This window comes from Ruegeria sp. AF3 (assembly GCF_056536285.1).
Genome location: NZ_JBQFJM010000001.1, coordinates 1,205,866 through 1,218,793 on the forward strand (window position 1 = coordinate 1,205,866; position 12,928 = coordinate 1,218,793).

General features: G+C 60.7%; 17 protein-coding genes. 7 read left to right on the forward strand and 10 right to left on the reverse strand.

All coding sequences use genetic code 11. The annotated features are described in order from the left end of the window. Positions 1-15 precede the first annotated feature (15 nt). The 4 genes from ACR3FC_RS06015 to acpS form a co-directional block, all read right to left on the reverse strand. Complete coding sequence (locus ACR3FC_RS06015; RefSeq protein WP_480473869.1) at positions 16-492, reverse strand: hypothetical protein; 477 nt, start codon at positions 490-492, stop codon at positions 16-18. A 154-nt stretch (positions 493-646) separates the two neighbouring features. Beyond that, positions 647-1,324 carry a ribonuclease III gene (rnc, locus tag ACR3FC_RS06020; protein ID WP_480473871.1) on the reverse strand — a complete coding sequence of 226 codons (678 nt, stop codon included), beginning with the start codon at positions 1,322-1,324 and terminating at the stop codon, positions 647-649. Continuing rightward, complete coding sequence (gene lepB, locus ACR3FC_RS06025) at positions 1,321-2,160, reverse strand: signal peptidase I (RefSeq protein WP_480473873.1); 840 nt, start codon at positions 2,158-2,160, stop codon at positions 1,321-1,323. Before lepB ends, rnc begins: the two co-directional genes overlap by 4 nt. A 62-nt stretch (positions 2,161-2,222) precedes the next feature. After that, entirely contained in the window at positions 2,223-2,642 is a 420-nt protein-coding gene (acpS, locus tag ACR3FC_RS06030) for a holo-ACP synthase (protein ID WP_209506227.1), read from the reverse strand. Between the two features lie 127 nt (positions 2,643-2,769). On the opposite strand from acpS, the gene ACR3FC_RS06035 reads away from it, so the two are divergent. Continuing rightward, the gene (locus ACR3FC_RS06035; protein ID WP_480473874.1) at positions 2,770-3,618 is read left to right on the forward strand and encodes a CE1 family esterase; all 849 of its coding nucleotides are present in this window, start codon (positions 2,770-2,772) and stop codon (positions 3,616-3,618) included. Between the two features lie 38 nt (positions 3,619-3,656). Here ACR3FC_RS06035 and ACR3FC_RS06040 read toward each other — a convergent pair whose 3' ends face one another. From ACR3FC_RS06040 to folK, 6 genes are all read right to left on the reverse strand, one after another. Next, a complete protein-coding gene (locus ACR3FC_RS06040) occupies positions 3,657-4,283 on the reverse strand; it encodes a LysE family translocator (protein ID WP_480473875.1) in 627 nt (208 codons plus the stop codon). Then, positions 4,280-5,026, reverse strand: coding sequence for a pyridoxine 5'-phosphate synthase (locus tag ACR3FC_RS06045; protein WP_480473876.1), 747 nt, complete (start codon positions 5,024-5,026; stop codon positions 4,280-4,282). Before ACR3FC_RS06045 ends, ACR3FC_RS06040 begins: the two co-directional genes overlap by 4 nt. Further along, positions 5,026-5,718 (reverse strand): DUF2062 domain-containing protein, encoded by a 693-nt coding sequence (locus ACR3FC_RS06050; RefSeq protein WP_480473877.1) that lies wholly within the window; start codon positions 5,716-5,718, stop codon positions 5,026-5,028. The genes ACR3FC_RS06045 and ACR3FC_RS06050 overlap by 1 nt, the downstream gene beginning before the upstream one ends. 16 nt (positions 5,719-5,734) lie before the next feature. Beyond that, complete coding sequence (locus tag ACR3FC_RS06055; protein WP_480473878.1) at positions 5,735-7,867, reverse strand: RelA/SpoT family protein; 2,133 nt, start codon at positions 7,865-7,867, stop codon at positions 5,735-5,737. A gap of 26 nt (positions 7,868-7,893) precedes the next feature. After that, a complete protein-coding gene (gene rpoZ, locus ACR3FC_RS06060) occupies positions 7,894-8,247 on the reverse strand; it encodes a DNA-directed RNA polymerase subunit omega (RefSeq protein WP_209506215.1) in 354 nt (117 codons plus the stop codon). A gap of 94 nt (positions 8,248-8,341) precedes the next feature. Continuing rightward, entirely contained in the window at positions 8,342-8,911 is a 570-nt protein-coding gene (gene folK, locus ACR3FC_RS06065; protein WP_480473879.1) for a 2-amino-4-hydroxy-6-hydroxymethyldihydropteridine diphosphokinase, read from the reverse strand. 145 nt (positions 8,912-9,056) lie between these two features. On the opposite strand from folK, the gene ACR3FC_RS06070 reads away from it, so the two are divergent. From ACR3FC_RS06070 to ACR3FC_RS06095, 6 genes are all read left to right on the forward strand, one after another. After that, positions 9,057-9,632 (forward strand): LabA-like NYN domain-containing protein, encoded by a 576-nt coding sequence (locus ACR3FC_RS06070; protein WP_209506211.1) that lies wholly within the window; start codon positions 9,057-9,059, stop codon positions 9,630-9,632. 189 nt (positions 9,633-9,821) lie between these two features. Further along, complete coding sequence (gene ispH, locus ACR3FC_RS06075; protein ID WP_480473880.1) at positions 9,822-10,772, forward strand: 4-hydroxy-3-methylbut-2-enyl diphosphate reductase; 951 nt, start codon at positions 9,822-9,824, stop codon at positions 10,770-10,772. Next, positions 10,769-11,221, forward strand: a complete 453-nt coding sequence (locus tag ACR3FC_RS06080; protein ID WP_480473882.1) for a DUF3429 domain-containing protein — start codon at positions 10,769-10,771, stop codon at positions 11,219-11,221. The genes ispH and ACR3FC_RS06080 overlap by 4 nt, the downstream gene beginning before the upstream one ends. Continuing rightward, positions 11,218-11,805, forward strand: coding sequence for a class I SAM-dependent methyltransferase (locus tag ACR3FC_RS06085; protein ID WP_480473884.1), 588 nt, complete (start codon positions 11,218-11,220; stop codon positions 11,803-11,805). The genes ACR3FC_RS06080 and ACR3FC_RS06085 overlap by 4 nt, the downstream gene beginning before the upstream one ends. Further along, positions 11,798-12,265, forward strand: coding sequence for a ribonuclease HI (gene rnhA / locus ACR3FC_RS06090; protein ID WP_117872847.1), 468 nt, complete (start codon positions 11,798-11,800; stop codon positions 12,263-12,265). Before ACR3FC_RS06085 ends, rnhA begins: the two co-directional genes overlap by 8 nt. Then, a complete protein-coding gene (locus ACR3FC_RS06095) occupies positions 12,262-12,885 on the forward strand; it encodes a trimeric intracellular cation channel family protein (RefSeq protein ID WP_267364069.1) in 624 nt (207 codons plus the stop codon). The genes rnhA and ACR3FC_RS06095 overlap by 4 nt, the downstream gene beginning before the upstream one ends. Positions 12,886-12,928 lie beyond the last annotated feature (43 nt).

Here is a 12,928-nt window from a genome sequence, read left to right on the forward strand (position 1 = left end):
GTTGAACGGATCAGATCACGGGTGACGGCGCAGGATGGGGTTCAGCACGGCCACAAACACGATGCCGTACAAAACATGTCCGATCAGCGCGACCCATGTGATGCCGACAAAGTTCAGGAACGGCGGCAGACCTGCAAAGGTCGTGACACCTCCGATAGCAAATACCCACAGACCGAAACCATAGATTGCCGAGGCAACAAACATGTGGACCGGGCCCAGAACCTTGACCCAGATTGGCTGGAAAACAAGGAACCAGCCCAAAGGATAGGCAATCAGGCCGACAATGTAGAAATGCACGAAGAAACCCAGAAAAGCGTTGCTGGGAAGGCCCAGACTGGACAGCAAACTCTGCGCCAGACCTTCGGGTGACAGGTTGGCCCAGCCGATGCCTGGGCTGACGACCTGCCCCCAGAAATCGAAGGCCATGGTTGCCACAAACCCGGCAATGAACAGAAAGCCGATATTGACGAGCGAGAGTTTTGCACGTTGCATTGGATTGCCTTTATCCGTTGTTTCCCAAGTGCTTTGACCTGTCGCAGTCAGACTGATGCCAAAGCAGCTAACACCCAGATACATGTCTCGGGTCGTGGCGGATATAGTCTTCAAGTTTGATTGAAACTTGTGACAGGCCGGGCGGCAGCACCGATCAGCTGACCCGATCCAGCAACGCCTTGGCGGCCGCCTGTTCGGCCTGGCGCTTGGAGCCTGCGGTGGCTTGTGCCTCGGTTCCGTCCTGAAGGCGGGCGGCGATTGTGAAGACGGGGGCGTGGTCGGGGCCGCTGCGTTTGACCTCGACATAGCTGGGTGGTTTCTGGCCGCGCGCCTGCGCCCATTCCTGAAGCGCGGTTTTGGCGTCGCGGGCGTCGGCCTCGACCTTGTGGATGCGGTCGCCCCAGAGGGCGAGGATGACATCGCGGGCGGCTTCGAACCCGGCGTCGCGGTAGATGGCGGCAATCACCGCCTCCATCGCGTCGCCCAGCAGCGCCTGTTTGCGGCGCCCACCCGAGAGCATCTCGGACCGGCCCAGTTTCAGCACCGCGCCCAGATCGATCTGGCGGGCGACATCTGCGCAGGCCTCTTTCCGGACCAGAGCGTTGAACCGGGGCGCAAGCTGGCCTTCGGAGGCTTTCTTGTCGGCCTCAAGCAGCGCGGTGGCCATGACAAGACCCAGCACCCGGTCGCCCAGAAATTCAAGCCGCTGATTGTCGGGCCGGGTCGACGATGAGACCGAGCCGTGGGTCAGCGCACGCACCAGCAGCTCGGGGTTGGCAAATTCATACCCCAAACGCTGCTGGAAGGCCTTTATCTCGGCTGAGAGCTTCAATTCACAGCCTTGAAGAACCGATCCCCACGCCAGGTCCAGAAGAACAGCATCGACCGGCCAGCGGACGAGAACATGATCCGGTCGGCGCGACCGATCAGGTTTTCGTAAGGCACATAGCCAACCCCGCCAGCGGATTGCGGCAGGCGGCTGTCAGCCGAGTTGTCGCGGTTGTCGCCCATGAAGAAATAGTGGCCTTCGGGCACGGTATAGATGCCGGTATTGTCCGAGCCCTGATTGCCGATATTCAGCACGTCATAAGTGACACCGTTGGGCAGGGTTTCGATCAGGCGCGACTTTTCACAGGCGCCGCCAACACCGACGGGGCCGTTTTCGCAGCGGGGGCGCAGGCGTTGCGGGCCCTGCGGTTCGGCGATTTCGGTGAATATGCCGTCAGGCTGTTGCGGAACCGGTGTGCCGTTGAGGATGATCTGCCCCTCGCGGACCTGAATGCGGTCGCCCGGCAGGCCGATCAGGCGCTTGATATAGTCGCGCCCGCTGACCGGGTGGCGGAAGACAATGACGTCGCCGCGCACGGGATCGCCGCCCCAGATGCGGCTTCCGTCGTCGCCCTGCATCCAGCCACAGAGATCTTCGGCGTCGATATTCAGGCCGACACTGGGGATGATCAGGCTGGGACATGAGGCGTAGGAATAGCCGTAGGCCATCTTGTTGACGAAGAGGAAATCGCCGATCAGCAGCGTCTGCTTCATCGAACCGGACGGAATCCAGAACGGTTGAAAGAAGAGGGTCCGGAACACGCCCGCGATCAGCAGGGCATAGACGATGGTCTTGATCGTTTCCCAGACGCCGCTTCCGGTTTTGGCTTCCTCGGCCATACTGCTCTCTCCAGTTCTCTGTGCTTGGCTTCGCTGCTACATGCGGGGGGGATGGGGTCAAGTCAAGGCTGTGTGACGTGATCTTGCAGGGGACGCGCCTCGATCACGACAAAGGCCTGTGCCCAGGGGTGGTCATCGGTCAGGGTGACGTGGATGATCGCCTCGTGACCTGCGGGGGTCAGCTCGTTCAGGCGTTCGGCGGCCCAGCCGGTGACATGCATCACCGGCTGCCCGGTGCGCAGGTTGGTGACGGCCATGTCTTTCCACGAAATGCCCATGCGCAGGCCGGTGCCGAGCGCCTTGGAACATGCCTCTTTCGCGGCCCAGCGTTTGGCATAAGTGCCTGCGGTATCCGCGCGGCGTTCGGCCTTGCGCTGTTCGGTGTCAGTAAAGACACGGTTGCGGAACCGGTCGCCGAACCGGTCGAGCGTACCCTGAATGCGGTCGATGTTTGCAAGGTCTGTGCCGATGCCGAGGATCATATGGCTCTCATTTCTCTGGTCGGGCCAATCAACGGCAATTGATGACCACACGCAAGCGGTTGGTTGCCGCATTCCGTGATATACTTTACCGGAATGTTCAGTTTTTTGGTTGGTGCGGGGGGACGCAATGTCGAAAATTCCGTTCATGGCAATCGCGGTGGCTGGCATTGTCGCAAGCACCGTTTCCACCGCTTTTGCACAGGATTGCGGAACCCAGGATACCCCCTGTCAGGTAGGAGAGTTGTCCTATCGGGTGGTTCTGCCCGAGGCCGCGCCCGAGCCGCCAGCTGTTATCTATCTGCATGGCTATGGGGCAACGGCGAATTCAGCCGTAAATCTTTCCGGCCTCGCGGCGGCCTTTACCGACCGCGGCATCGCCTTTATCGCGCCGAACGGTCAGGTCGACATTGGCAATCCCAAGGCGCTGGATTGGGGAGTGCATGATGGCTATCGCTGGCCGCGGGATGATCTGGCCGCGCTGGAGCAGATCAAGCAAGACGCCATTGCCCGTTTCGACCTGAACGCCGACCGCATTTTGCTGGCGGGGTATTCACGCGGCGGATCACTGGTTTGGGACAAGGCCTGCACGGATCATTCCTTTGCCTTTGCCTATGCCTCGGCATCAGGGGCCTTTTGGGAGCCGATGTGGCGGCGGTGCAGCGGCCCAGTTCACATGCATCATTCCCACGGATTTGCAGACCGGACCGTCCCGCTGGAAGGGCGTTTTGTGACCTTTGGGGACTATGATTTCGAACAGGGTAGCGTTTTGAAATCCATTGAAATTCTGACCAGAACCAATGGATGCGGGCAGATGGCGAACAGTGTTTCAACAGAAGGTGCAACCTGGCGAAAGAAGTGGACCGAGTGTCAGAACGGCTCTGTCACCCTGTCGCTGGGGCCACATGGTCACGGCAGGCAACCCGGTTGGGCAAATGCTGTTGCGGAATGGTTTCTGGAAATCTCGAGCGCGCCCTAGCGCCTCCACCGGCATTTGCCAAAATCAATTTGCCTGCTTTACGACAACCGCACCGTCAAAATCTTGTAACTCGCCAGGCCAAAAAACCCGGCAAAGGCGAAATCGAACCAGCGGCGGGCGCGGCGGTAGGTGCGGACCATGCGGGCGGATGAGAACAGGAACGCATAGCCGATGAAGATCAGCAGCGATCCTGCGTACAGCATGGCGAAATAGCCCAGCAGCATCGGCAGGTTGGCATCGCTCGGCGCGACGATGGCATAGATCGACCCCCAGCTGAGGATTGCCTTGGGGTTGGTCAGGTGGATCGCCGCACCTTTGGCAAAAACCGTGGGCAGCGTGCCGGTGACCGGTTTGCCCAATGCGACCTCATCATCCGAGGTCACCGCGCGTTTCAGGGCCTTCAGCGCCAGCCAGCCCAGATAGGCCACGCCGACATAGCGGATTACCTCGAACAGCCAGACATTGGCCAGCATGACCGCCGACAGGCCCAGCGCCGCGGCAATGCCCCAGGCGGCCGATCCGGCGCAGATGCCAAGGGCAAAGGCCAGCCCGGCGGTACGGCCTTCGGTCATGGCGGTTCCGGCAATGCCCATCGTGGCCGGGCCCGGAGAGCCCCCTGCCATCAGCCAGGCGAACCAGATGGCGATAAAGCCGGAGGTGATCACGCGCGCGCCTCGTCCATCAGGCGGCGCATCTCCCGAATGGCGGGGGTGAGACCCAGAAAGATCGCCTCACCAATCAGGAAATGCCCGATGTTCAGTTCCATGACCTCGGGGAAAGCGGCAACCGGCTTTACGGAGTCGTATGTCAGGCCATGGCCTGCATGGACCTCGAGCCCCAGTGAATGGGCAAAGGTGGACATCAGGCGCAGCGATTCAAGCTCGCGCGCGGCGGCGTCCATACGTCCTTCGGCATGGGCGTCGCAATAGGCACCGGTGTGCAGTTCGATCACCTCGGCACCGATGCGGTGCGCGGCCTCGATCTGACGCTGATCCGCGGCGATGAAGATCGACACGCGGCACCCGGCCTCGCGCAGGGGGGCGATGAAATGGGCCAGCTTGTTTTCCTCGCGCGCGACTTCGAGCCCGCCTTCGGTGGTGCGTTCCTCGCGCTTTTCGGGAACGATACAGACGGCGTGCGGTTTGTGGCGCAGGGCGATTTTCTGCATCTCTTCGGTGGCGGCCATTTCAAAGTTCAGAGGCACCGACAGAACCTCCATCAGCCCGTCGATATCGGCGTCCGAGATATGGCGGCGGTCTTCGCGCAGATGCGCGGTGATGCCGTCGGCGCCGGCCTCCTCTGCCAGCTTGGCGGCGCGCAGCGGGTCAGGATAGGCCCCGCCGCGCGCGTTGCGCACGGTGGCGACATGATCGATATTCACACCCAGACGCAGACGGCTTTCGGACATCATTTGGTTCCTTTTGCAGATTTTCGCCCCGACCTTAGCGATCTTGGCGCGGGACCGGCAGGTGTTTCTTCGGCCCGGCGTTTGATTTCTTCAAACTTTGCCTTGATCTTGGCGCGGCGGCGCAGCTGGTAGGTCAGGATCAGCGGCAGGCTGAGGTAGTAGCAGATGATGCCCGCCACGATACCGGGAATGATGCCGCCAATCATGTAGGGATAGAAAACGTCATCGTAGAACTGACCCAGCCCGTGCCAGTCGGCCACGCGGTCCGTGAACAGGGCAAGAAGATTGTCCTTGAGGTCGCCGATGGCGTCGGCAAACTTGCCCATCAGCCCCTGCGTGTCGCCTTCTTCATATTCGGTGCCCAGCAGGAAATGCCCGGTTTGCAGGCAGATCACCCCAATCGGGACATAGGTCAGGGGGTTGCCGAAGAACGTACCGCTGAGCGCGGCCAGAATATTGCCCTTGATCAGCCGCGCACCAATTGCGGCGACCAGAAAGTGCAGCCCATAAAACGGCGTGAAGGATGCGAAAACGCCCGCCCCGATGCCGCGGGCAATCCGGTCAGGGGAATCCGGCAGGCGGCGGACACGGTGTTTGACATAGTGGAAGGCGCGGGTCCATCCGCCACGCGGATAGACGAGTTCCGAAGCGACCTGAACAGGAGAGCGTCGGTCTCGGCGCTTGAATACCACCCGTGATCACCCCTTCTCAGCCAGCCGCGGTCGCGGTTTTGGTCCGGTCCCGATAACGCTCGACCGCTGCAACGTCGCTTTCAGCCTCAAGCATCAGCATCAGCGAATGCAACTGTTCAAGGTCGCGCAGTTCGACATTGATCAGCAGGCGGTAAAAATCCGGTTTGCGGTCCACAAATTCCAAGTTTGAGATATTGGCCTTTTTCTCGCCGATCAATGTGCAAATGCGCCCCAGAACCCCGGCATCGTTGCCGATGGTCAGATCCAGTGTCGCCCCATAGACGGCCGGGTGCGTGCCAGAATGCCAATGCAGATCGACCCAGCGTTCCGGTTCGCTTTCATATTGGCTGAGCTTGTCGCAGTCGATGGCGTGCACCACAACACCCTTGCCCCGGTAGGTGATGCCGACGATCCGTTCGCCCGGCAGCGGCTGGCAGCAGGGCGCGCGGTCGAATTTCTGGCCGGGCTCAAGACCGATCACCGCGCGCCGCAGCGGGATGGCATCGCCGTCATCCTGAGCCAGTTCGGGATAAACGGCCTGAACCACCTCATGAGCGGTCAATTCGGCACTGCCCAGACGGGCCAGCAATTCATGCCGGTCTTTCAGGCGCAGGTGCTTGGCGGCGGTATCAAGCGCCTTGTCGGTGGCCTTGCGACCCACATGGTCAAAGCCCGAGCGCGCCAGTTCCTTGCCCAGCTTGATGAACCGTTCGCGATCCACCTCGCGCAGGGCGCGGCGGATGGCGGTACGGGCCTTGCCGGTGACGGCGATCTCAAGCCACGTGACCTGCGGTGTCTGCCCGTCAGCGGTGATGATATCCACGGACTGGCCGTTCTTCATCCGCGTCCAGAGCGGCACACGAATGCCATCGACCTTGGCCCCCACACAGGCATGGCCGATCCGGGTGTGGATGGCATAGGCGAAATCGATTGGGGTCGCACCGCGCGGCAGTTTCACCACGTCGCCCTTGGGGGTGAAGCAGAAGACCTGGTCCGAATACATCTCGAGCTTGACGGCTTCGAGGAAATCTTCGTGATCGTCCTCGTTGTCGAATTGCTCGGTCAGGTTGGATATCCACTTCGCCGGGTCGACGGCAAAGGGGTTTTCCGTGCGCACCCCGTCCCGGTAGGACCAGTGCGCCGCAACGCCGGTTTCGGCCACGTCGTGCATCTGGCGGGTACGGATCTGAACCTCGACCCGTTTGCCATCGCGGCCCGAAACGGTGGTGTGAATCGAGCGGTAGCCATTCGATTTCGGCTGGCTGATATAGTCCTTGAACCGACCCGGCACCGCGCGCCAGCGCTGATGGATGGCCCCAAGCGTGCGATAGCAGTCTTCTTCCGTCTGGGTGATGATGCGGAACCCGTAGATATCCGAGAGGCGCGAGAAGCCCTGATCCTTTTCCTGCATCTTGCGCCAGATCGAATAGGGTTTCTTGGCGCGGCCAAAGACTTCGGCTTCGATGCCGGCCTTTTCCAGCTCGTGACGCATGTCGCCGGTGATGCGGTGGATCACATCACCGGTTTCGCGTTGCAGCGTGATAAAGCGACGGATGATCGACTGGCGGCCTTCGGGGTTCAGGACGCGGAACGCGAGGTCTTCGAGCTCCTCGCGCATCCATTGCATCCCCATGCGGCCCGCAAGCGGCGCGTAGATATCCATCGTCTCGCGCGCTTTCTGAACCTGCTTTTCGGGCCGCATCGCCTTGATGGTGCGCATGTTGTGCAGACGGTCGGCCAGCTTGACCAGAATGACCCGCAGGTCCTTGGACATGGCCATGAACAGCTTGCGGAAATTCTCGGCCTGTTTGGTTTCGCGGCTGGACAGTTGCAGGTTGGTCAGCTTGGTGACGCCATCGACCAGCTTGGCGACCTCATCACCGAACAGGTCGGACACCTTGCCGTAATTGGCCTTGGTGTCTTCGATCGTGTCGTGCAGCAATGCGGTGATGATCGTCGCATCATCCAGACGCTGTTCGGTCAGGATGGCGGCAACGGCAACAGGGTGGGTAAAGTAGGGCTCGCCTGAGTGGCGGAATTGCCCTGCGTGCATCTGCTGGCCAAACTCATAGGCCAGCGCGAGACGTTCAGCATTCGTCTTGGGATTGTAGTTGCGGACCAGCGCAATCAGATCGTCAGCAGAAATCATCCGGCCCGCACCTTCGTCTTTGGAGCTTACCCCTGCCCTTGAGCCTCCATCAGAGCGCGCAGGAGCTTTTCTTCGGACATGTCGTCCATCGCAGGCTTGTCCGACTCGGCACCCATCAGCAGCGCCATCTGATCTTCTTCCGGCTCATCAACCTCGATCTGGGTCTGGTTGGCCTCGATCAGGCGTTCGCGCAGGGCGTCCGCACCTTGGGTCTCGTCGGCGATTTCGCGCAGGGACACGACAGGGTTCTTGTCGTTGTCGCGGTCAACGGTAATCGCGGCACCGGCAGAAATCTCGCGCGCCCGATGGGCGGCCAGCATCACCAGTTCGAACCGGTTTGGAACCTTGTCTACGCAATCTTCAACCGTCACGCGGGCCATTGGGCGCTCTCCGTTTCTGAGTCCATGTCAGGAAGAGGTTTATCTAAGCGCGATTCCGCGCCTTGACAAGCAGGAAATGCTGCATTTGCAGGGATCACAGCGGCGTAACCGCTGCAACCTCGGACGGGGGCAGGTCGGCGACCATCTGGGAAACCGTGCGATCAAGCACGGGGTGGCGCCAGTCGGGCACAATATCCGCCATCGGCACAAGCACAAAAGCGCGGTCCTGAAGGCGCGGATGCGGCAGGATCAGCTGTCGCGGTGCTTCTTGTCGCTGTGCCTCGGGCGGCAGGGTCAGCCAGCGGTCGAACAGGGCGCGGTCGGGCAGAATCTGATCGCTATAGCACACAAGATCCAGATCCAGCGTCCGCATTCCCCAGCGCTGCACCCGTTCACGACCGAACTGGTGTTCAACCTCGTGCAGTACGCGCAAAAGCTGGGCCGGGGACTTGTCGGTTTCGATCAGCACAGCCGCATTCACGTAATCCGGGCCAGCGCCAGCGGGGAAGCAAGGCGTCGCAAAAAACCGGCTGACAGAGCGAATCACTACGCCCTGCTGCGAAAGTGCGTCAATTGCGCGCTGTAGCGTTACAGCGGGCCCATTTCCTCTCAAATCGAGATTTGCGCCCAATGCCACAACAGCGTTTGGCAATGAATTGTGCATATGCTACCCTATATTCGACACATTGCATACTTGCGATAACGGCCAAAAGTTCTAATTATAAGCCCACCAGATTGCGTCAATTTATAAAACACCCACTCACTCACGTAACGCGGCGCAGTCTGGATTATACCGGAAGGACCTATTTATGTTTTATAAGGACGAACGGCTAGCGCTGTTCATCGACGGCTCGAATCTTTATGCCGCGGCAAAAGCACTCGGTTTCGACATAGACTACAAACTTCTGCGGCAGGAATTCATGCGCCGTGGCAAGTTGCTTCGGGCTTTCTACTATACAGCGCTGCTTGAAAACGACGAGTATTCACCGATCCGCCCATTGGTTGACTGGCTTCATTACAACGGCTTCACCATGGTCACAAAACCGGCCAAGGAATACACCGACAGCATGGGGCGTCGGAAAGTCAAAGGAAACATGGATATCGAGCTGACGGTCGATGCCATGGAACTGGCACCGCGTGTGGATCATATCGTGCTGTTCTCAGGCGATGGAGATTTCCGCCCGCTGATCGCCAGCCTGCAACGTCAGGGCGTTCGCGTATCAGTCGTGTCGACCATCCGCAGTCAGCCGCCGATGATTTCGGACGAACTGCGCCGTCAGGCCGACAACTTCATCGAGTTGGAAGACCTGCGCGACGTAATCGGTCGCCCGCCGCGTGAAATGCCGGCAGAGCATCGCAGCGTCGCGGTTGCAGGCGGCAGCTGATCCGGCACCACTGCCTGTTGATGGGAAAAATTCGCGCGGTCAGGACCGGGGTCCTGGCCGCGCTTCTTTAACTAAGGATTGGTGCTGAAACATCCTCTGACTAACAACGATTCGTGTCAGATGAATGACAATGTCCTGTCTGGACCAAGGCCGGGAAAAGACTTACCTGTGCCCTAAGGAGACAGCCGAATGACCAAGCCGCCACTGACACTTTACCTGGCCGCCCCGCGCGGGTTCTGCGCCGGTGTGGACCGCGCCATCAAGATCGTTGAAATGGCCCTGCAGAAATGGGGGCCGCCGGTCTATGTGCGCCACGAGATCGTGCATAACAAATTCGTGGTCGACGGGTTGCGGGCCAAAGGGGCTGTGTTTGTCGAAGAACTGCATGAATGCCCCAATGACCGCCCGGTGATCTTTTCCGCCCATGGTGTTCCGAAATCGGTACCCGCCGAAGCCGCGCAACGTGAGATGATCTATGTGGATGCCACCTGTCCCCTGGTGTCGAAGGTTCATGTCGAGGCGCAGCGCCATGCGGATGCGGGATTGCAGATGATCATGATCGGCCACAAGGGCCATCCCGAAACCGTTGGCACGATGGGACAGTTGCCAAAGGGTGATGTGCTGCTGGTCGAAACGGTCGAGGATGTGGCCACCGTGCAGGTGCGCGACCCCGACAAGCTGGCCTTTGTCACCCAGACCACCCTGTCAGTGGATGATACCAAGGACATCATCGCAGCCCTTCAGGACCGGTTCCCGGCCATTGTCGGGCCGCATAAGGAAGACATCTGTTATGCCACCACCAACCGGCAGGAGGCCGTGAAGGCCGTGGCCCCCAAGGCCGATGCGCTGCTGGTTGTGGGAGCTCCGAACTCGTCAAACTCCCGCCGTCTGGTCGAGGTTGCCTCACGCGAGGGGTGCAAATACGCGCAGCTGGTCCAGCGTGCGACCGAGATCGACTGGCGCGCTTTGCAGGGCATCGAAAGCGTTGCGGTGACCGCAGGCGCATCTGCCCCGGAATTGCTGGTGAACGAGGTGATCGACGCCTTCCGCGACCATTACGATGTCACTGTCGAGCCGGTCGAGACCGCAACCGAAAACGTCGAGTTCAAAGTACCGCGCGTGTTGAGGCAACCGGCGTGACCGGCGTGCCGAAGGCGCCGCTTTATCTTGGGTTGGCGGGACTGGTCCCGTTTGTCTGGGGCGCGCTGACATATCTGAACGGCGATCTGAACGACTGGGGCACGCATACATTTGGCCCGCGCTTTGTCGGGCCTTATGTGCAGCTGTTTTATGGCTCGGTCATCCTGAGCTTTATGTCAGGTGTGCTGTGGGGGTTTGCCACCAAAACCTCGGGCAGCAAGGCGGCGCTGTGTTATGCGCTGTCGGTCCTGCCTGCGCTGTGGGCCTTTGCCATGACGGGCGGCGGGCCGGTCACTGCGGGCACCAATCTGATCTACGGGTTCACCGGCTTGCTGCTGCTGGACGCCCTGTTTTCATACTGGCGGCTGACGCCGGTCTGGTGGATGCAGCTGCGTATCCTGCTGACCGCAGTCGTTCTGGCCAGCCTAGCCGTCGGAGTGTACCTGTGAGCGACAAACGCACAATTGATGCCTATACGAAGAGAGTAAACGAATATCTGGCCATTCCTTTGCCAGCCGAACAGCTCAAGACCCGTCAGGATTTTGCCGATGCGGTCGGTGCGGGCGGCTATGTGCTGGATCTGGGGTCAGGACCCGGATCGGACAGCGGTTTCCTGATGCGTCAGGGGCTGAAGGTGCGGGCGCTGGATGCCACCCCCGCCTTTGTCGAACATGCCCGCCGGAACGGGGTGGACGCGCATCTGGGCACGTTCGACGACGTTACCGAAACCGCCGAATATGATGGCGTCTACGCCAGTTTTTCCCTGCTGCACGCGCCGCGTGCGGATTTTCCGCGTCACCTGAAAGCGATCCACACGGCCCTGAAGCCCGGAGGCCAGCTGTTTCTGGGCATGAAGCTGGGCACGGGCGAGCATCGTGACGATCTGGACCGCTATTACACCTATTACTCGGAAGCCGAAATCCTAGAGGCGCTGACCCAGGCCGGGTTCACGGTTGACCGCGCGGTCGAAGGAATGGGCAAGGGTCTGGCCGGGTCGTACGACGGGTTTATTCTGGTGTTCGCCCATGCCTGAGTTGTTTGCCTATACAGATGGCGCCTGTTCCGGCAATCCCGGCCCCGGAGGCTGGGGCGTGCTGCTGCGCGCGATGGACGGGGACAGGGTTTTGAAGGAGCGGGAACTGAACGGCGGCGAGGCCGAGACGACCAACAACCGGATGGAGTTGCTGGCTGCCATCAGCGCGCTTGAGACGCTGGAGCGCCCGTCGAAGATCACCATTGTCACCGACAGCGCCTATGTGAAGAACGGCGTCACCGGCTGGATATTCGGCTGGAAGCGGAATGGCTGGAAAACCTCGAACAAGAAGCCGGTCAAGAATGTCGATCTGTGGCAGCGTCTGGACGAGGCGCAGGAACGACATGATGTGACATGGGAATGGGTCAAGGGCCATGCGGGCCATCCCGAAAACGAAAAGGCCGATGAACTGGCCCGCGCAGGCATGGCGCCCTTCAAGCCGAAAAAGGCGCAGGCGTGAGCGCGCTGACGCTGCTGGATTATGCCTCGGTTCTGATCTTTGCGCTGACCGGGGCGCTGGTGGCCAGCCGGGCGCAGCTGGATCTGGTGGGTTTTGCTTTCATGGCCTGCCTGACCGCAGTTGGCGGCGGCACGGTACGCGACCTGCTGCTGGACCGGCACCCGATCTTCTGGGTCGGCCAGCCGGATTACATCCTGATCGCCGTCGCGGCGGCGGTGTTTGTATTCTTTACCGCGCATCTGGTGGAAAGCCGCTATAACTGGCTGGTCTGGCTGGACAGTTTCGCGCTGTCAGTCGCCGTTGCGGCCGGAACCGGAGCCGCGTTGTCACTGGATCAGCCCGGTATCATCGTCGTGCTGATGGGAGTGACGACCGGGTGTCTGGGCGGGCTGATGCGCGACGTGGTCTGCAACGAGGTGCCGCTGGTGCTGAAACAGGGCGAACTTTACGTCTCGTGCGCATTTGTGGGGGCGTTGACGGCGGTACTTGCGGTCAGGCTGGGGCTGGAGCCCGCCTTTGTGCTGGGTCTGTGCGCCCTTGTGTGCTGGGCCTTGCGGGCCGGGTCGCTGGTGTTTGGATGGCAGTTGCCCGTCTACAAAAGCCGCCCGCCCCGAAACTGAACCTGTCGGTGGACGCGACCGGGGCGGGCTGATAGCTGTTTGG

Bases quoted from the DNA above. Each gene is read 5' to 3' on its own strand.
- ACR3FC_RS06015 (WP_480473869.1), bottom strand. From the start codon at position 492: ATGCAACGTGCAAAACTCTCGCTCGTCAATATCGGCTTTCTGTTCATT.
- lepB (WP_480473873.1), bottom strand. From the start codon at position 2,160: ATGGCCGAGGAAGCCAAAACCGGAAGCGGCGTCTGGGAAACGATCAAG.
- acpS (WP_209506227.1), bottom strand. From the start codon at position 2,642: ATGATCCTCGGCATCGGCACAGACCTTGCAAACATCGACCGCATTCAG.
- ACR3FC_RS06035 (WP_480473874.1), top strand. From the start codon at position 2,770: ATGTCGAAAATTCCGTTCATGGCAATCGCGGTGGCTGGCATTGTCGCA.
- ACR3FC_RS06045 (WP_480473876.1), bottom strand. From the start codon at position 5,026: ATGTCCGAAAGCCGTCTGCGTCTGGGTGTGAATATCGATCATGTCGCC.
- ACR3FC_RS06055 (WP_480473878.1), bottom strand. From the start codon at position 7,867: ATGATTTCTGCTGACGATCTGATTGCGCTGGTCCGCAACTACAATCCC.
- rpoZ (WP_209506215.1), bottom strand. From the start codon at position 8,247: ATGGCCCGCGTGACGGTTGAAGATTGCGTAGACAAGGTTCCAAACCGG.
- folK (WP_480473879.1), bottom strand. From the start codon at position 8,911: ATGCACAATTCATTGCCAAACGCTGTTGTGGCATTGGGCGCAAATCTC.
- ACR3FC_RS06070 (WP_209506211.1), top strand. From the start codon at position 9,057: ATGTTTTATAAGGACGAACGGCTAGCGCTGTTCATCGACGGCTCGAAT.
- ispH (WP_480473880.1), top strand. From the start codon at position 9,822: ATGACCAAGCCGCCACTGACACTTTACCTGGCCGCCCCGCGCGGGTTC.
- rnhA (WP_117872847.1), top strand. From the start codon at position 11,798: ATGCCTGAGTTGTTTGCCTATACAGATGGCGCCTGTTCCGGCAATCCC.